The sequence below is a fragment of the Paenibacillus lupini genome (genome assembly GCF_011761355.1).
GTDB lineage: Bacteria > Bacillota > Bacilli > Paenibacillales > Paenibacillaceae > Pristimantibacillus > Pristimantibacillus lupini.
This window is the reverse complement of record NZ_JAASRW010000005.1, coordinates 19,090-36,846: the sequence shown is the minus strand read 5'-3', so window position 1 is coordinate 36,846 and position 17,757 is coordinate 19,090. Positions and strand designations below refer to the sequence as shown.

Sequence of the window (17,757 nt, the reverse complement as noted above, 5' to 3'; positions counted from 1 at the left end):
AAAAAAAGCCCACCAGCCTATATGCGGCTGGTGGGCTTTCACTATTTCTTGGCGGTTAAATCGACTCGTTTAGCGTTTCCGTCCCACTTCACTGACGCTCCAAGAGACTCAGCGACTGAACGGACAGGAACATAAGTAACGCCTGCTTTATCGTCATACAGACCGTCTGTGAGCTTCTTTCCATTGACATATACATCGATCTTCTCCAAGTCCTCATCCTCCTCCTCTTTGTCATGAACCGTCAGGTCGTTTGTTTTGATGATCGACATCAGTTTGCTGGCATAGTCAGGATCTGTTGCATACCCGCAAGCATACAGCGCAGCAGTCTGTGCCTCAGGTGTCTTGGCCGCTCGTACACGATCATAACGGGTCTTTGTGAAGAGGAGATCCTGATCCTTATAGAAGTCATAGATCGAATCGTATGCACGCCAGTTTGCCGCTGTGTTGATCGTCTTGCCTGCGTACACTTCCCATGTAGCTGTGTTGACTGTTCGACCTTTCCAGTAGGCATTAGTTATGCCGCTACCAACCTTATATCCGCCAAGGTTAAACCAATCATGGATACGGCCGCCAGTCTCCAACCAGTTCTGAGCCAGTCGGACACTTGGTAGGAGCGGAGATCCTTCTTTCCACACTCGAATAACAGTCGGAGTTAAGAACTCAAAGAACGCGGCCTTATTAAACTGATGCGTCATTATCTTTTGCCTCCTCCTTGGCAGAAAGAACTGTGTCCACTTGTTGGTATTTGCTTTTAAGTACTGTAATAATCGGTGCGATGTATTTACTTAGAGGCAAACCCAGCCTCCCATAATTCTCAGCAAGAGAAATCAGTTCATTAGCGAGGAAAGCAGACAGCAAGCCCATCATGATGTAATTAAGTTCGAATGCCAGGTCAACACGATGACCAAAGTAAACTGCCGCGATCATCAATAACTTCTTTACCAAGCCCCAAAATCCAACTTGACTGCTTAACCCCTTCTGTTCCTTAAGCGAAGCGGCAACTCCCGTTAGGTAATCAAACAATAGGGCCAAAAAGAATATCTCCAGCATGCCGCTCCACCCCCCAAATGCATAAGTAGCAATCGCTCCGAAAGCCCCTGCTAACCAATTCATGATATGGACATTCTTCATCTCCCACGCTCCTAATCAAAATAAAAAGCCCCGCATATAGCGGAGCTTTAAAATGTTTTTATTAAGCGTGTTAGTTTAACACACGCTTCTGTGCCAAGGATTTCTCAGTACTTTTTCTTTTAGCGTAACTGGATAAATGTTTACCAATTCTAATTGCTGGCAGTTCAATTAAGTGATAAGCAACGCTCGATATAGCTAGAGCTGCTAAGAACGATAACACGGTGATCAGCCAGATTGGCAACTGACCATTAAACAGATGAACCAAACTAATTAGAACAATAAAATGATACAGGTACAGGCTGTAAGAAATGCGGCCAAGGTAATGAATCGGTTTTACCAACAGCACTCTTGAGAAGGCTTTTGAGTATAGAGCAAATAGTATGAAGATACTCGCTCCTACTGTGATGATCCAGTCGTTAATGATTTCGAGGTGAATGATCTTAATATCGTAGAAAAACCACCACGAATAGGTATAACTCAATACTGCAAACACGAGAAGTATTGCCGATTTAGCTGCAGTCAACTTCATGAAAAATTGCTGTAATGTGTTCTTATGTTTCGCGAGCAATGAGCCTACAACAAATATTCCAAGATACTGAAGCGTTGTTACCAGTTCATTCCCATGAAACGGATAAGCAATGTACTTCCCACTGAAGCCAGCCAACGAAATTAACACAGCCAGAATTAAGCTGTTTCTCCATGACAAACGATTTACTGCAAACACCACTAGCGGGAAGATAATCGAAATCCTCATTTCATGAACAAGTGTCCATAGCACCGCATTGTATTCGTTCATCATGCTGCCTGGCAGAAGGATCAAAGATAAGTGAGCTAGGATTGCTTTGATTGAGATTGGATCAACCCACCGAATATTGAACCACTCACTCAATCCACTAACAACACCACTATATAGCGAAACGCAAGCAATCAGTGCGATCACGACTGCAATTAAGTAAGGCAGATAAATCCGGCAGATCCTTCTAATTAAGTAAGGTATGTATGCCTGTTTGCTCTTCAGGAAAGGCAAGGTCAGTACAAACCCACTCAATAGAAAGAATAAAATTACCGCTTCATGTCCTCCCCATAGTAGATGCAACGGAGAATACGTTAACGCTTTTACCCAGATACTTCCTTCTCCATCTGGATTAGAGTACAAGTAATCCATTGCCGGGAAGATCAATAAGAAGTGGCAGAACACAACAGTCAGTGCTGCCAAGCCCCTTAATGAATCCAATTCCTCGAACCTTCGCACACCGCTCATCTCCTCAAATAAAATCATTTGAGTATAATAATGGGGCAAAAGTCCTGATTGATCAAGTATTTTCCATTAAACCCAAAACAATGTATAGTTACGCTAATGATGAAATAACCGTTGAGATCTGGCCATTATCGTGATATGCAGAATAGATTCTTATCTCCGCAATATAACCGTTTAATGACTCAGCCCATACACCAGACCCGTTATAGGTCCCACCCATATTGATTTTTTGCGTGCCGGCATTCTGTGAAATAATAGACAATGCTCCATTGCTGACGTTGTCAAAGAACGCTTCGATTGTAGTTGGAGTATGTCGTGCCACAAAGGTATGCCATTGACTCTGTACCAACGTGCCGCTTTGTTGGTCGACCAAGCCACTTGTACCATTAAATCCAACAGCTTTAAATGATGTTGAATCAACAGTTTCATGCCACAAACGCGGACCACTTCCTAAGAGGTCCTGCGAAATAATTGTCTGATTTGATACCGGAAGTTGGTCGAATAGAACTCTAATGTAAACCGTCATGTATTGAGGCATTATAACGTTTCCAGTCGAAAGTTTCTGCGAACCGCCTGTAAAAAAGACAGCAGCCTTGCCGTTCTTGGCAATTTTAAACGTAGGGTTCTCCCCGCTAGATGCAGATGTGAGGTTATTACTGTTAGTACTCTTATCATTCCATGTGCTAATGCTGGCGCCGTCTCCGCTTGCTGACAAATCACTTGCTAGCCAATGAGCCAGTAAATTTGCTGTGGTACTGAATGGCGCTATCGTATAAGTTACTGATTGGATAGCAGATACATTGCCAAATGAGTCGACACCAAAGAATTTCAGAGTCTTGTTGTCCGAAATCGCTATAGGTGATTTATATCTTGTCCCATTTGCAGTTGTAGGAGTAGAACCATCAAGGGTATAGAAAATCAAAGCCCCCTTATCAGATGTCAAACTCACAATTTGTGCTCCACTATATGAACCGGCAGGTATTGAAGCTGTAATCACAGGAGGAACATTGTCTGGTGGAATAGTTGCCCTAGGCAGCTGGCTCCCGCCCACTGCTCATGATTTTATCGAACTCATTTTCGACGATGTCAGTCCATTGGTCTTCAATTTCTACCGTCGCTTTATCGAAAACGTGAAAGCCCTCTTTGAAGCCATGCTCTGAACCGTCTTTGCCTACAATCCGGTGTCCAAGCTCGATGAGGTGACCGTGTGGAGCCCGGGTGTAAACTCGAACTTTGTACCAACCCGCTCCTGCATCCATCCACACCTTGCCTCGTTTAATGGATTTCAAGTATGTTCCCGTTTTCTTCTGAACCAGCTGCCGCGCCTTTCTAGCAACGATGGTCCTAGCCTTCGAACCGGACCGCATCATAAGCTGCTTAGCCTGCTTCGGGAAGTGCTTTTGAAGATCTTCCAACTCCCGAACGAATACAGACAATGGATTCATCTTGATATCAAAATCATCCATTGAAATTCAACTCCTGCATGAGCACTTCCGGATCCACGTTCTCGATATCCTCGGAAAAAGCAAAATTGAAGTTGTAGTAAAGGACCTTATCGACGACATCAGAGTCAGCAGTTTCAATCGTTATCGTCCGGTCTGAAACTCGGAAGTTCAGTCCGAACAAAATCTCCAGCCGATCTTGCACATCGTAAGTTTCTTCTTTGGATGCGTTACGATTGGTCGGGAAGTAACGGATTCTACAGGTCATCTCCCGATAAAGAGAAAACTGATTAGACTCAGTCCGAGGTGTTTCAAGCGAAACGTAAAAAGAGGGCCTTGAGAAGCCCTCTTCAATATCGCTGCTTTGTAACGGCACGCCGGAGAATGCAGTTGTTATTCGTTCATTAATGGCTTTGTTGATTTGGGCTCGAGTAATCATGGTGTCACCCTCTCTGCACTGATGATCAGAGTTTCGTGGCGGTTAAGCGGATCCTCGATAAAGCGGATATCGTACCGGTTGCCATCGATCTTAAGAAACATATCCGGTCTTATACCTTCTCGATAGACCATTGTGACCGAAACATAATTGGTGGTCTCAGTGATCCCATCTGAGCTGTTTGAGCCCCCGCCATTCTGTTCCACTCGCGCCGGCACAGTGAAGAGTAGTCTTTCAACTGGTTGCATCTCTCCCATGTTGTTTGTGCCCGTAATATGGTGCCAAATCTCTACGATGTTCTGCAGCCGGGCTAAGTTGGTTTGTACGTCATTGACTGACTGACAAGTTAACTCGATTGTTTCGTCATTCCGGCTGTACGTCCGAAGGATGATGTAATCAACGCCGTTATGCTGCAGCTTCTGCTCACCTTCGTATTCAACGGAACGGACTTCGAAGATAATCGTTGGCTTCAAATTGTTTGCGAAAGCCTGGTAAAACTCAGATCGAGCAACCGACTTCTTATTGGCAAATACAGTTCTATCAGTTTCAGCTACTGACTGATTATCAGTGCCGACCAGCGACAGACTAAACAGTTTGACAACGTCACGCCACATCATGGGCTTTCACCGACCGTGTATTCCCCGGATAAAGTGAGATGGTTTTTTAACATCTCGTAAGCTGCCAGCAGCCGTTCATGATCTGGGTTGTCATAGCCGAAATGTGCTTTTGTATATACGGTGATTGCACGAGTTATTAAAGCATCTGTCTCGTCGTTCGCTTTGATAGACAAAACGCCCGACAGAACTAAATCCTGTCGGGCTGCCGCAATCAACCCACTCACTTCTTCATCAAATGCCGCGGCACTGATTCTGAGTGAGGTTTTTACTCGATCAATCAGCGCTGCCATCATCAGCACTCCGCTTACGACCGCGATTCGCTTTTTCTTCTGCCTCGAGATATCCAAGTTTGGTTAACTCGGCAATACGTTCAGGTGAACCTTCATAGGTATCTCCTGGCTCGTACTCTTTCCCATCCAGCTTACACAGAATGTATTGGGTTACTTTAGCTTCAGCCATTCAGTAAGCCCTCCTTATACGGATTTCTTAACGCGCAAGAAGCCGTTTTTCGATACAACGTTACCGCCGGCGAAGATGGAACCGCGGTGAGCAATCATGCCTTGTTTGAATTTGAAGTCAGTAGAACGTTGTACGTCCAGGTCACTGAACACAGTCAACAAGTAGTTGGAAAGTGGACCGTAAGCCATACCGAATTGGCCAGCAGTCGTTGCAGCATCAGTAATCGCTTTGCACGCACTGTTGATGATGAACGGTACGCCATCGATTGTACCTGTGTTACCGTTGGATACGACGTTGTAGATTTTCTTACCGTCCGTTCCACGCAGCTTCGCGAATGCCTTGAGATCTTTCTTGTTCAGGATAAGAACCGCTGCGTCTTCAACCTCTTCGTCGCCTCCGAAGCTGAAGATAATGTCATCCAGCGTCGATGCATCAATCGCAGAGATCGCCAAGTCCGTAGAAGCATCGATTGCTGTAGCCGCAGTAGAGAAAATACCAGTCAATCGATTGGCAGCTCCGGTACCGATGAGGATTTCACGAGTGAGTTTCTTACGGCTGGCAATCGTGATGCCTTTCATTACTTCGCCATCGTAATCTGCGTCAGGAAGTTTCATGATTTCTTCGGAATCTTCTGCGTACGCAGTAACCTTCGTTTTGTTGATATCCGCGTATGCAAATGTAGGCTCTGCAGTGTTGTAGTCATCGCCTTCAGCAGCCGTGTAATCAGCTGTACCATATCCAACAATGTACGGTTGACGGAAAGTTTCGCCGCCTTTAAGTTCTTTATAGCCAACACGGTCAATCAGAGACGAAACCTGATTAAATGTTGGTCGAATATCCGACGCACTATGACGAGGTGTTACAACAGTTCCAGCCCCAACTGTCACCGCGTTGTTTGCTTTCAACGCTTTACCACGTGCTGAGTTACGCGCGATTTGTGGAGTTGGTTCTTGTGTAGCTGCGAGAACAGTACCGCCCGCTCCTTCATCGTCGTTACCGTCTTTAATAATCGATGCGTTAGTCAGAACAGCCAGACGGCCTTGCATAGCTGCAGCATTTGCCTGAGCCTTTGCAGCATCCTCATACTGTGCATCCAGTGCCTTGATTTCATTTTCTTTCGCTTCGTACTCATCCAATTTGCCGGCATTAATCAGCTGATCAGCTTCGTTCAAAAGAGTCTTACGTTTAGCCAGATATTCATTCTTTGTCATTACAAATCCACGCTCCTCAATTTGAGTAAATTTAATTTTGCGGCATATTGCCGTTGTTTCATTTCATCGACTTGTGGTTCAGCAACAACACTTGCTACCGGAGCTGGAGCTCCACCTGCTTTCAAATGAGCTCTCATTTTCTCCATGACTTCTGGAGGCAATAGACCAGCAAATCCACCAGTACTAGCAGCGAGTTTCTTTTCTGAATCAAACATAATCTCGTCTGCAAAGCCTTTTTCTAAGGCTTGCTGAGCGCTCAACCACGTTTCCTTGTCCATCATGTCCAGCAGCTCTTGCTCTTCCAAATTTGTTTTCAGTCTGTAAGCATTTGCTATGGACGTGTTCATATTTTTCAATACATCCGACGTGTGCTGCATATCACGGTAATCGCCTGAAGAATAAGACCAGACGTTATGAATCATGATCTGTGCTGTCGGAGAAATCTGTACAGTGTCACAGCCCATTGCGCCAACACTTGCTGCACTAGCTGCTAACCCAACTATCTTGCCGATCGTCTTGCCACGGTAAGCTTTGATCAGCGAGTAAATCTCTGAACCCGCAAATACGGATCCGCCGCCCGAGTTAATAAACACATCGACTGCTTCTCCATTTGCATCATTGAGTTCCCTTTGAACATCCCCTGGACTTGTAGCTGCTATCTCAAACCAATCGTAGATCCACTTCTCGTCATCTCCGACGATTACACCTTTGATATTGACTGTCTTAGGCACCTTTTCCACCTCCTTTCGTGCTAGTTGCTTTGCCATCGTCTACGACTGCTGTATCAAGACGGCGAATCGCTTTGTCGCCACCCTCAATTGGAGGGAGATTCATAACGCGCCGCCATTCGTTCGGTGTCATTGCACCGCGGTCGACCATCTGCATGAGCTGCAGCTTCGTGTTCATGCTGGCGAAGGATAAGTCGCCTGAATCAAGAGTGATTCGATTCCCAAACCCACGCTCTCGACGAGAGAAGAACTTACGTGTCATCTCCCCAGCGATCTGCATGGCCAATGGTTCAACCTCAGCCTCATACCAAGCCGTCCATTCGTCCTCGTCATACTTTGCTTGAACGATGTTTTCATTCACACCAAAAAAGCTATGAACTCGGTTCACAGCTTCTTTCTGCAGCGATGTAGGAGGGACATATGCGTTAGGCTTGACTTGCTCCAGGTCATAACGCGGGTCAGCATAAGCAACACCATCGTCATTATCTAGAGTTAGGTAGCTATTTACGAATTCACTGACCTGTAACTCCCGGTCGGTTTTCTTCAAAACTTGCTTGAACTTCATAATCCAGCGAATTGTTGCGGATGTTTTGACCGCATTAACGATGGATTGGTCTGAAGCATTCAGAGTTTCAAGTAACGATTCAAGCGCATCAGCCTTTGGGCTCCCAAATACGTCATTATCACTATAGTCATCCCTCAAGTGAATAACATCAGAATAAGGGACTGTCATCGTGCTTCCTCGTGGAAGCCAAAACTTCAGAGACAGCTCATTGTTATCATTGCGTATGGCCTCAACTCTGGTTGCCATTGTAATCGGATAAAGCTGCATCGGATACCCGTTATCATCTCGATAGATAAGGGCAAATGCGTTGTTATTCAGCTGCACCTGTGTCGCCATTTTCTCCAGCATCATCTGACCAGTTGAATAAGGATTCGGCTCCTCAAGAAGAAACCGCAGATAAGCATCCGGGTTCACTTTAATTGATCCGTCTGGGCTTTCACGTATATGCAGTGGAACTAGCTTTCCGGCAGCCTTTACTTTTGGCCGTATCGCAGAGCGAACTACATCTGATTTGTACAGACTGCCATTCCAACTGGTGTACCAGTCACCGCGATCACTAACGAGCTTTACTCTCAGAGGACCATCATCTGCTGCAGATCGAAAAATCTTATTCCAAAACCCCAATTTTTCTCACCCCCTTCACGGCTGGAATGTTTCAAAGTCATCTACGCATCGTTTGTAAGCAATGTAGGCAATTAAAAAAGACACATATCCATCGATACGTGCCCTGCTCTTCGACTTGTCCGGCTGTATATTGCTGTTGGTGTCGATCTTAGCCGCAGTGTTCGTAACACACCATCGGAAGAGTCCGTTTTGTGGGCTGAATAGAATGACCTTATCCTCAAATAGCGATTTCGTTTCCCTCATAGGAGTAGATAACGATTTAGAACCCATCGCCACTGGGAACGTCACGCCGCGGCCGTCTGGATCCTCCCGCGGGAAGCCGTTTGCCTCCATATCATCGACCCAGTCACCACCGTGCCAGCGGTCGTAGCCAATCTTCCAGAAGGTCACACCATAAGTGTTAGCCAACTCAACATACCAAGCCGTTACATCCGATTTCCGAACCATACTGCCCTCACATATTTGCAACAATTCGCGATTCAAGGGATCAGCAGCTTTCGTTCGACAGAAGCTCTCGTATGCCATCTTGTCCATTTTACTGTTCTTCTCAAGGCGAGCCTTTGCAATAAAGTATTTCTGGAAGAGATGCAGTCGGCCTCCGTAAGGAACCAAAGCGGAAGCACAACAAAGGTCTGTCGTCTCCGCCATGTCCACTCCGCCAGAAGCATACTTGTCTCGGATCATCGCTTCAACCATGTCCGCCATACACTTATCGACGCTCATTAGGTCGAAGTAAACAACACTCATACCACTTGCTCTGTTGAGATGCTTGGCCAGAAATGATGGCATCTGCGCCGGATCTTGAACCGCCTTCTGATACTCACCTTCCAGGTAACCCATTGTCGGTCTGCCTTCGCGGGCACCGGGATTTGCCTTAATCCAGCAAGAACGATCGGCAGGGTTATCATCATCGTCGATCCTAAAGATCATCGGGAACAGTCGCTCTTTGCTCTTGCCTGACAGTACCTTCTTACAACGCTCCAAGATACCATCGAAGATGCCTTCACGCTCAAAGCCAAACGTCGAGATAATAACTCCAAGAGGCTGCGTCCTAGCACCGCCGGCAGATGAGAATACATCATAAGTGTTGCGGTCTTTAATAGCGTGACATTCGTCAATGATGAACGCATGCGGGTTAAGACCGTCCTGGGAGTTACTATTCTTCGAGCCGGCTTTCATATAGCTACCGGCAGCCGGGTACATTATCATTTCTGAGTTGTCTCTATCTCGTTTGGTCCTCCAATGCTTGCGAGGATTTTCCTCAGGCGTCAGCACATCACTCGACTGCAAGAAGGCCTTCGCACTTTCGTAAACGATTGACGCTTGCTGCTTCTGTGTTGCAAGGCACCAAACCTGCGCTGCTGGCTCACCATCTGCCATTAATAGAAATGTTGCCACCGCTGAAATGAACGTTGATTTACCCCACTTACGGGCTACAAAGAGCACGAGCTCCTTGAAGTAACGGACGTTAATGCCAAGCTCCTCGTCATACACTTTGAAGCCGAATACACAAGCAGCGATATACGCTTGCTCAATGCTAAGCTCAAGCGGCTTACCAGCCCATCGTCCCTCTCTGTGTCTCACCAAAGCGCAGAAATCGATAAATGCCTGAACGTCTGTTGGGTCATAGAAGATCGTCTTTGACCGCAGCAGCTTATCCACGAGTTTCTTTAGATCCTTTATGTCTTTACCGTGATTCTTCGGTTCCCGCTCCACATAGTCATGCCATTCTCTGATGTAGACCGGGATATCAATGACCTTAGCCGCCCTGGCCACGGTTTACAATCCTCTCGAATGCATCTTGCTTCTTCGGCGGCGGCATGACTGGGACAATTGGTATATCATCTGGTTTAGGAATCAACTCAGTGAGCTGCTTGATTAGTGAGGCATGGTTTTTGACCATCGTGTTGTAAATTTCGACCTCAGGACTCTTCTTCGTACCCCACTGGTTTTCACCGTTCTGATACTTGGTTACAGCGCCATCCTCATTGATCTTCTGCTGCAGATCCTCTAGCGTTACAGTCATGAAGGCGGCGTTAGTAATTAACGACATAACCGATTCCAACGTGTTTTTAGGGATTACATTAAACAGCCTCTTAAGTCTGGTAACTTCCTTCTTAATCCGCTTTTCTTTGGTCAATTCAGTCAAAAATACTACACCCCCTCCGTATGTGCGTGTAACTCGAGTGATTTTGCAGCTGTCGAGAGCGGTGAACAAAAAACCCTCCTGCGCGATTTTTCAGGGGGGGGTGCCTTGGCCCTCAAATGGTGATTTTCGACATCATTCGACACGAAAAGGACATGAATGGACTACGAATCAGATGTCCGCAAAGAAATGTAATCCGGTGCAGCGTCCATGCTTAATGTTATGGCAGGTCGAGCACAGCAACTGCAGGTTATCTGGGTTATATGCAATGTTCCAATCGTGCTTATTCTCATCTGTCAGTTCAATGATATGGTCGACTTCCTTGCCGGCTTCGATCCTGTGCTGCCTGGTGCATTCTTCGCACAATCCATTGGCTCGTTTGATTACGAATCTCCGGACCTTCTTCCACTCAGGGTTAGCGTATATCTCAGGATGTCTGGCCACGATCACACCTCATTTTATACATCAACTTCGACATCGAATCGGAACAGGTATACGAATTGGCATGTACACGTAACGCGGCGCTAGAAGAGTCTCAAAGTCGCGCTGAATCTTTTCCCTAGTATCCATGATGTGATGCACTAGGCTTCGTCTGAGCCAGCCATAACATGTCCACGCTTCACGATCTTTAAGCAGCTCACCTAACGCCCATGTCTCACCTAGCCGGTCAATGTTAGCCTGCGAATAGCAAGCGTATATCTCCTTTACTTCGTCGCCCTCTACTTCCGCATACATAGCTGGAGTTGAAATAATCGGTTCTATAACATACCCGTTGTCAATGTCGAAATAGACTCTTCGTTTGCCGTCCATCACAACTTCACTCCTTCACCCTGTACGATGTAATCTTTTGGCCACGGCGCTCTAGGTGCTTCAATCGCTTTCGGTACACTGTATAGCCCGTTGAACGCTCCAAACCATAACACGCCAGCTGCAAGCAATGCTCTCATTCGCATGGGTTATCAACCTCCTTGTTGTGGGAGTATCCTACTTGCCATCCAAGCAGACATGCTATGAACACTTCCGCTTGTGTAGCGTCAAACAATATCGATGCTACCAAGCCCGCAACAACACCGCTTGTTGTAGGATGTATTTTGCGTTTCATAATCCCCACCTCCATAAAAAAAAGAGCCACTCGATTGAGTGACACTTTATCGTTTATGTATGAACTGTCTCATAACCACCATGACCGGCTTTCGAGTTTAGCAGATAACCAATTGCGTATCCGATATAATCCCATTGCTTCCCACAGTTGACGAACAGCTGCGTTAAACTCTTCAACATCCTCAGTATAGCTGGTTTTATGCTTCATTAGCTGAGATGCTCCTTTATACGTATATAGAAACAATGTGCGTTGCCTTTAAGACCTTGGAACTCACCGTCGTTCCAAACCTCCACTCCTCTTCCCTCACTATCGTTCGGCATTTCGCTACGCAAAATGGAGGCATCTATGATTCATTTATTGATCTATATAATCAATGCACAGCACGGTGTAACGCTGCGCTTACCGCAAACCGCGCATAAACGCGCCATTACTTAAAAGCACCTGTACTTAGTAACTAGAGAGGAAGAACAAGACCATTATATCGAGATCGATGAAAATCGCCTAATCGCAAATTCAGCCGTTTTCCACTCAAAAACACGAACATATGTGCCCGCGCATATTTTTTTCTTCTTACTGGTCTTATTTTCGTAAATTTCTCATCTTTGATTCATTCTCTGTGAGATAGTACGCAACGGTGTAATCTGAAAATGATAAAAAATCAGTCATGAGTTCACTTAAATCGCCTAATATCCGTTTCATTTCATTATCATTAAAAGAACCATCGTAAGTTTTAAATTGCAAGTTAAATGAGATCTCATCTGCGAAAGTATATTCAGCATCAGCTACCTTCTCACCAGTGAACCGAATTCCGGTTTCTAATCCCTTTAATTTAAGCAGTTCTTGCATAAATGACATGTCAAATTCCTTGAAGTCTTTACCAGTTTTATAATAGTGAAATGTGTTGTGTCGTATCGGTTTGATTAGCTTTCCTACAATGTTCGAATTATAGTTTTTGTTTACTTCTTTTATTCTACTGTACATCTCTTGATTTTCAGGACCTGTTTGTTCAATAAAGGATTTAACGGTATTGTCGTTTTTGAATGCATCAAGTAACATGTAAGCCTCTCTGAGGTGTGAGATACCAAGCTTGAAAAAGTAAAAAGACTCACTGACATAATTATTAGGTTGTTGTTCAGTTAATTTTAAAAGGTGCTTGTGTACATATAAAACGTCATTTCTGGCCATTGCAAGTTTGATGATAAATCGTGATAGGCTTTTATTTAAGTCGAACATATCTTCTAATAAAAATTCATACTCAATTGGTTCCAAAATTACATGCCCCCTACATTTACTCGGACTCTCTTATTCACCGAATCACATTCGCCATAAGAAAAGGAATTTCCTTTAAAGTGGCGAACTGTGTCCTTAGGAGGCGATACCATGCAACACGAGCTCATCACCGATGAAGACTTTAAATTCGCAATCGAAAGCGGCAAGGATGTCAAATTCTTATCACTGGACCGGATCGGGTCCGGCAAAATCAAAAGCTTCAACGACCTGTTTGTTATAATCGGCGACGAAAGCCTCGTTCGACTGAGATTTAAATTCTTCATAGAAACAGCCATCCTAAATTAATGGGATGGCTGTTTAAGCAGTTCTGCTATTTCGGATTTTTGCTTTCCTAACCGTATACTCATTTCTGATCTAACAAGCGACTTCCATAACCAGAATTCTTCATGATAGCCCCGCAACCGAAATTCAAAGTGGAAGGCCGCAGGGTCAGGTCGGTCTAACTGGTTGACCTTGCACTTAATCCGGTTTAGTTCCTTCCTAATGTCCGTAAGTTCTGTGTGGATCCGATCCAGCAAGGCTTCCACAATCAGTATATAAAAAGGCTTTAAAGTAGAATCAGTATACTCCAGGTCCTTCTTATTCTTTGCTACAATATCGAGAAGCATCGGTAAAAGACAGAATTCACGAATCAACTCAAGCTCTTCTTTAGTTGGTACCATCGGCCTTTGTCCGTCCAATTCAATCACCTCAAAGGCGATTATATAGCGAACAAACGTTCGAATCAAGTGTTGACATTTACATTACGAACTGCACGAATTCAGGTGATCGCATCATACCTGATTTGTACCAATTCCGCATTCGAATCCGCGCTGTAATCACCGGCTTCACATAAACAAAATTCTTATCCTCGCCAGTCACAATGTCCTGGGCAATTCGGTAGAAAGCTTTCCGATGATCTGCAGGTACTGCCAGCTCAATCACTCCAACGTTCCTGCCTTCATGCTGCGCCAGCCATCCAAACTGCTCTTTGCGGTAGCCACCGATCTTCACGTCAGCATAGGTGTAATTGATCATCTTTAGCCATCTGTCTGATCGACGTCCGACATAAATGCTATCTTTACGCTTGGCGACGATGCCCTCGAGCTGTTGCTGTTGAATTATCTGAAACAAGTCTTTGCCCTTGCCATCAATCTGCATCAAGCGTCTGAAATGGTTGTTCTCCGACATGATCGAATCCAATATCGCCATACGCTCTACAAGCGGCAGCCGGCGAACATCGCGACCATCTACCTCAAGCACATCGAATACGAAATACTGCACTGGCAGGCGTTTCATACCTTCTCGGATCTTATCCGGCTTCGCCATCTTAAACCGTTCCATAATTGCCTCAAAATCAATCATTCCCGTTGCTGGGTCGACATATGCAACCTCACCGTCAAGAATGGCGCTGGAGCAGTTTAACGGTGGAGCGTGTAACTCTGGGTATTGTCGCGTTACTTCGTTCATATGCCGCGTCCAGAGCTTTATAGAGTCACCCTCTTTAGCGAGCAGCAGCCGGTGTCCATCGATCTTCGGCTCAAATACATACCGCTGATCGTCAAAGGCTTCTTCTCGCTTCATAAGGAGCATTGCTTGTGGTGCTGTCGCTGTGATCATGGTGTCTTCCCTCCCATATGTTCCAATTGTATCATTCGCTGACTCATTGGAACCAAGGGAAGTGCTGGTATGCACACATCATCGAGGCTGCCGAAGACCGTAGTCCATTTAGCAAACTTGATCTATGTCCGATGATTATTAACGCTCACCTTTATTTGAGGATAAGCCCTCGACCATTTCGATCATCCGTAGCGATATCTCTACCAAGATTGGGGCACCTAGGTTTCAACCACATCTAAGGTCATCACCCTTTGACACTTTTGTTATGCTTATTTATTCGTTATCATTAGGACATGTTATTATATGCCAAAATTTGAAGGGGTGCTTTATGCAGGAAAGACCACCAATACCTGAGCCAATGAAAAGAGAGGTACGGCAACGATGTGGTTTTGGCTGTGTCATATGTGGCCTTCCCATTTATCAGTACGACCACATGAAAGAATGGGCAATCGTAAAGGAACATAAAGCTGAAGATTTAACTTTGCTTTGTCCTCAGCATCATACGGAAGTAACTCATGGTCTACTTTCTCGAGAATCAGTATTTTCCGCCAACAAAGACCCTATAAACTTAAGACACGGCCAAAGCCGCCCCTTATTATTACATTACAACGATCCGAAGATAGATTTCATTATCGGAAGCAACATTGTTTCCTGGGAACAAAACGAGAGTTACAAAGATTTTGCTGCTATTGTTGTTGATATGGAGTTACTCCTAGGGTTCTCCTTTGAAGACGGTAATTTTGGTTTACATATGAACATTCTAGATTCATTCAATAAGGTTGTTTTAACCATCCTGAATAACGAACTTATATATAGCTCTGAAGTCTGGGATATACAATTTGTCGGTAAAAGTTTAACCATAAGAGAAGGTCACCGAAATATCCTCATTAAATTTACATTTGAACCGCCCCATAAAGTTATCGTAGAAAACGGGCACTTCCTTTGTAACGGCGTAGAATTAACGGTCACTCCTACTCATATGGCACATGATGGAGGATTAATCATTGGTGGTCAGTATTCAGGAAAAAACGCTGCGTTCGTGTTTGGACGTAGAGGCCCCGGGTTACATGCTGCTCGGTATTATGCTGATATAAATCGTTACAAACGATAAGTTACATCTTTACCCAACCTCGAACTATCTACGCTGTAATATTCGCAGGGGATTGCCATGTCTCCCCTTGTGTTTCGGTTGCCACCCGAGGATGCAGAGAAAGCTATACATCACCCGACGCTCTATAAGGCGATTTGAGAAGTTCCAATTTAACCTGCACGAATACGCGAGCAGAACTGGAACTGATGTTCTGTGACCACCTGAGAGCGTCTGGCAACGAGATACTTTGATCACCTCCGGCATTGAATGCCTTCAAGATGAACTCTGAGGGTAATCGCGATGATCCCCGCTTGTACTACCCTTGCGACTCCATCGCCGTCAAACAGGTATGTCGACTGATCGGGTGATGCGATTGTCCTCTAGGAACGAAAATGAGCAGCTAACCTTTTATCAAGGCCGGCTGCTCTCTTCTCGATTTCCTATGCTATAAATATAACACGCTAAATTCCTAATGGAGCACATTCCGCGCCCAAAATATGACAAAATTTCGTCCTTAATACGGACAGTGATTTTATGTGATGCATCAGCCGATTTGCATCACTAAAATGCATCTGATGCAAATTTGATGCAAGTAAAGGAAGTGAAATAAGAATATTACAGGATAATAAGAGGTGAAGGTTAACAGGATAAAACGGACAAGCACTGAGGAATAAAGGGGTTTTAAGTGATTCGAAGAGAAAAGAGATAAATTGGAGTGAAGAATAAACTTTACCCTTGAAGGGTAGCGACCATAAGAGCAAGTTTTTATTAACGCATCGTGAACGCGAGGTATTTGAGCTGCTGGTGCAGGATAAGACAACTAGAGACATTGCACAGCAATTATTTATTAGCGAGAAGACCGTCCGCAACCACATTTCCAATGTCATGCAAAAATTGAACGTTAAAGGTCGTTCACAAGCGGTTGTCGAGCTGATCAAGCTTGGGGAGTTACAAATCTAATCAACCCAACCTCGATTTGGGCTATCTAGCTTCCCCGTTCCTTCCATAAAAAGGGGCGGGGTTTTACTTTGTTTCAATTTCGACAAAGTTCTTTAATCTTACGCTAAGCTTTCTTCGATACAATCATATGCATCAACCCCACAGTTGATACCATTTTCTAGGACAGGCCCGCTTTTGCAAGCGGGCCCTTTTTTTGTTCTATTGTGTTTTAACGACGATCATAGATATACGGGGAAGTATGCTTTTCGTTTGGCGAATTCAGCCTGGTTGCATTAGCCGGGAAAATCCGTTCAACCATCGCATTAAATTCAGATACAAAGCCTTGTATTGGGTGGCCAAGTGCAACATCGCCCATATAGCTGTTCATGCGGTCCACAAAATCCGGGTTTGCGGATACATACACATTTTGAATCGATGGGTGTATTCGCTTAACTTCTGCAGCGATATCGCTTTTAATTTTATCTGTGAGCTGACTTTCTCCGGTATTCGTCATACTCAGACCACGCATGCCATTGCTGTTGTTGTTGTAGCCCCTACCCGTTGTACCGTTGCCATCCATCGCTGGATTCATGCCATACGTACCATTCATCCCGTTCATGCCGTACTTCCCATTGGCTCCATATGTGCCATTCATGCTGCGGTTAGTATCGGTAATCGGGTTAGCATAGCTTCTGTTTGTACGGCTGATGCTTTTTGCGCTTAAGCCGTTTACATGATCCTCGAAGGATACGGCCACATAAGCGTTATTGTCTGTCAGCATCACATTGGCTGATTTGACGGTATTTAATGCTACAATCCGCTTCGCGATTTCATCGCTCATTTCCATTTTATAATTTTTATGACTGCCAACAATGTTGTTGCTGTTGAGGCGACGGCCATTGACACGATTCATCTCGTTCATCTGGTCATTGGCGAAACGTTTGTCTGTCATCGCACCCGGAACTGCCAGGTTACGGATCGCATTACCGTTAGCATCATAACGTACACTATTGGGACGAATATTTTTGTTGCCTATATCCCCCTGATTAGCTGCACATCCCGCTAACGTTGTTGCTAAAGCCACACTTGCTGTGAGAAGAATGAATTTGTTTTTCATGAA

At 45.0% G+C, this 17,757-nt stretch carries 26 protein-coding genes; 3 read left to right on the top strand and 23 right to left on the bottom strand.

The genetic code is table 11. The annotated features are described in order from the left end of the window. Window positions 1-41: 41 nt before the first annotated feature. From FHS17_RS16735 to FHS17_RS16640, 20 genes are all read right to left on the bottom strand, one after another. On the bottom strand, window positions 42-695 hold the full coding sequence (locus tag FHS17_RS16735; protein ID WP_167279585.1) for a glucosaminidase domain-containing protein: 654 nt from the start codon (window positions 693-695) through the stop codon (window positions 42-44). Then, on the bottom strand, window positions 679-1,131 hold the full coding sequence (locus tag FHS17_RS16730; protein ID WP_208420438.1) for a phage holin family protein: 453 nt from the start codon (window positions 1,129-1,131) through the stop codon (window positions 679-681). Before FHS17_RS16730 ends, FHS17_RS16735 begins: the two co-directional genes overlap by 17 nt. 70 nt (window positions 1,132-1,201) lie before the next feature. Then, complete coding sequence (locus FHS17_RS16725) at window positions 1,202-2,383, bottom strand: acyltransferase family protein (RefSeq protein ID WP_167279584.1); 1,182 nt, start codon at window positions 2,381-2,383, stop codon at window positions 1,202-1,204. A 97-nt stretch (window positions 2,384-2,480) separates the two neighbouring features. Beyond that, entirely contained in the window at window positions 2,481-3,386 is a 906-nt protein-coding gene (locus tag FHS17_RS16720; RefSeq protein WP_341805842.1) for a chitobiase/beta-hexosaminidase C-terminal domain-containing protein, read from the bottom strand. Window positions 3,387-3,417: 31 nt separating this feature from the next. Next, window positions 3,418-3,855: an HK97 gp10 family phage protein gene (locus FHS17_RS16715; protein WP_167279582.1), complete on the bottom strand. Its 438-nt coding sequence runs from the start codon at window positions 3,853-3,855 to the stop codon at window positions 3,418-3,420. After that, complete coding sequence (locus FHS17_RS16710; protein WP_167279581.1) at window positions 3,848-4,270, bottom strand: phage tail terminator family protein; 423 nt, start codon at window positions 4,268-4,270, stop codon at window positions 3,848-3,850. Before FHS17_RS16710 ends, FHS17_RS16715 begins: the two co-directional genes overlap by 8 nt. Continuing rightward, the gene (locus tag FHS17_RS16705; protein ID WP_167279580.1) at window positions 4,267-4,884 is read right to left on the bottom strand and encodes a phage head closure protein; all 618 of its coding nucleotides are present in this window, start codon (window positions 4,882-4,884) and stop codon (window positions 4,267-4,269) included. Before FHS17_RS16705 ends, FHS17_RS16710 begins: the two co-directional genes overlap by 4 nt. Further along, the gene (locus FHS17_RS16700) at window positions 4,881-5,177 is read right to left on the bottom strand and encodes a phage head-tail connector protein (protein WP_415639921.1); all 297 of its coding nucleotides are present in this window, start codon (window positions 5,175-5,177) and stop codon (window positions 4,881-4,883) included. The genes FHS17_RS16705 and FHS17_RS16700 overlap by 4 nt, the downstream gene beginning before the upstream one ends. Continuing rightward, on the bottom strand, window positions 5,158-5,343 hold the full coding sequence (locus FHS17_RS16695) for a hypothetical protein (protein ID WP_167279579.1): 186 nt from the start codon (window positions 5,341-5,343) through the stop codon (window positions 5,158-5,160). Before FHS17_RS16695 ends, FHS17_RS16700 begins: the two co-directional genes overlap by 20 nt. A 14-nt stretch (window positions 5,344-5,357) precedes the next feature. After that, entirely contained in the window at window positions 5,358-6,554 is a 1,197-nt protein-coding gene (locus FHS17_RS16690) for a phage major capsid protein (RefSeq protein ID WP_167279578.1), read from the bottom strand. Continuing rightward, window positions 6,554-7,285 (bottom strand): head maturation protease, ClpP-related, encoded by a 732-nt coding sequence (locus FHS17_RS16685; RefSeq protein ID WP_208420437.1) that lies wholly within the window; start codon window positions 7,283-7,285, stop codon window positions 6,554-6,556. Before FHS17_RS16685 ends, FHS17_RS16690 begins: the two co-directional genes overlap by 1 nt. Then, the gene (locus tag FHS17_RS16680; RefSeq protein WP_167279576.1) at window positions 7,278-8,471 is read right to left on the bottom strand and encodes a phage portal protein; all 1,194 of its coding nucleotides are present in this window, start codon (window positions 8,469-8,471) and stop codon (window positions 7,278-7,280) included. Before FHS17_RS16680 ends, FHS17_RS16685 begins: the two co-directional genes overlap by 8 nt. 15 nt (window positions 8,472-8,486) lie before the next feature. Continuing rightward, window positions 8,487-10,247, bottom strand: a complete 1,761-nt coding sequence (locus FHS17_RS16675; protein ID WP_167279575.1) for a terminase TerL endonuclease subunit — start codon at window positions 10,245-10,247, stop codon at window positions 8,487-8,489. Continuing rightward, window positions 10,231-10,620, bottom strand: a complete 390-nt coding sequence (locus tag FHS17_RS16670; protein WP_208420436.1) for a hypothetical protein — start codon at window positions 10,618-10,620, stop codon at window positions 10,231-10,233. Before FHS17_RS16670 ends, FHS17_RS16675 begins: the two co-directional genes overlap by 17 nt. A gap of 168 nt (window positions 10,621-10,788) precedes the next feature. Continuing rightward, window positions 10,789-11,061 (bottom strand): HNH endonuclease, encoded by a 273-nt coding sequence (locus FHS17_RS16665; protein WP_167279574.1) that lies wholly within the window; start codon window positions 11,059-11,061, stop codon window positions 10,789-10,791. 21 nt (window positions 11,062-11,082) lie between these two features. Beyond that, window positions 11,083-11,427, bottom strand: a complete 345-nt coding sequence (locus FHS17_RS16660) for a hypothetical protein (protein WP_167279573.1) — start codon at window positions 11,425-11,427, stop codon at window positions 11,083-11,085. Next, a complete protein-coding gene (locus FHS17_RS16655; RefSeq protein ID WP_167279572.1) occupies window positions 11,427-11,570 on the bottom strand; it encodes a hypothetical protein in 144 nt (47 codons plus the stop codon). Before FHS17_RS16655 ends, FHS17_RS16660 begins: the two co-directional genes overlap by 1 nt. Continuing rightward, a complete protein-coding gene (locus FHS17_RS16650) occupies window positions 11,561-11,719 on the bottom strand; it encodes a hypothetical protein (protein WP_167279571.1) in 159 nt (52 codons plus the stop codon). The genes FHS17_RS16655 and FHS17_RS16650 overlap by 10 nt, the downstream gene beginning before the upstream one ends. Window positions 11,720-11,788: 69 nt before the next feature. Further along, complete coding sequence (locus tag FHS17_RS16645) at window positions 11,789-11,926, bottom strand: hypothetical protein (protein ID WP_167279570.1); 138 nt, start codon at window positions 11,924-11,926, stop codon at window positions 11,789-11,791. A gap of 372 nt (window positions 11,927-12,298) precedes the next feature. Then, on the bottom strand, window positions 12,299-12,988 hold the full coding sequence (locus FHS17_RS16640; protein ID WP_167279569.1) for a hypothetical protein: 690 nt from the start codon (window positions 12,986-12,988) through the stop codon (window positions 12,299-12,301). Window positions 12,989-13,099: 111 nt separating this feature from the next. On the opposite strand from FHS17_RS16640, the gene FHS17_RS16635 reads away from it, so the two are divergent. Next, complete coding sequence (locus tag FHS17_RS16635; RefSeq protein ID WP_167279568.1) at window positions 13,100-13,294, top strand: hypothetical protein; 195 nt, start codon at window positions 13,100-13,102, stop codon at window positions 13,292-13,294. On the opposite strand, the gene FHS17_RS16630 is transcribed toward FHS17_RS16635, so the two are convergent. Both FHS17_RS16630 and FHS17_RS16625 read right to left on the bottom strand, forming a co-directional pair. Continuing rightward, window positions 13,291-13,671, bottom strand: a complete 381-nt coding sequence (locus FHS17_RS16630) for a YhjD family protein (RefSeq protein ID WP_167279567.1) — start codon at window positions 13,669-13,671, stop codon at window positions 13,291-13,293. The genes FHS17_RS16635 and FHS17_RS16630 overlap by 4 nt on opposite strands. Before the next feature lie 76 nt (window positions 13,672-13,747). Next, window positions 13,748-14,608 (bottom strand): ATP-dependent DNA ligase, encoded by an 861-nt coding sequence (locus tag FHS17_RS16625; RefSeq protein WP_243865403.1) that lies wholly within the window; start codon window positions 14,606-14,608, stop codon window positions 13,748-13,750. A 328-nt stretch (window positions 14,609-14,936) separates the two neighbouring features. Between FHS17_RS16625 and FHS17_RS16620 the strand changes: the two genes are divergently transcribed. Then, entirely contained in the window at window positions 14,937-15,719 is a 783-nt protein-coding gene (locus FHS17_RS16620; RefSeq protein ID WP_167279566.1) for an HNH endonuclease, read from the top strand. 714 nt (window positions 15,720-16,433) lie between these two features. Further along, entirely contained in the window at window positions 16,434-16,658 is a 225-nt protein-coding gene (locus FHS17_RS16615; RefSeq protein WP_006040330.1) for a helix-turn-helix domain-containing protein, read from the top strand. Between the two features lie 208 nt (window positions 16,659-16,866). Here FHS17_RS16615 and FHS17_RS16610 read toward each other — a convergent pair whose 3' ends face one another. Further along, a complete protein-coding gene (locus FHS17_RS16610; protein WP_167279565.1) occupies window positions 16,867-17,754 on the bottom strand; it encodes a YhcN/YlaJ family sporulation lipoprotein in 888 nt (295 codons plus the stop codon). Window positions 17,755-17,757: the final 3 nt, after the last annotated feature.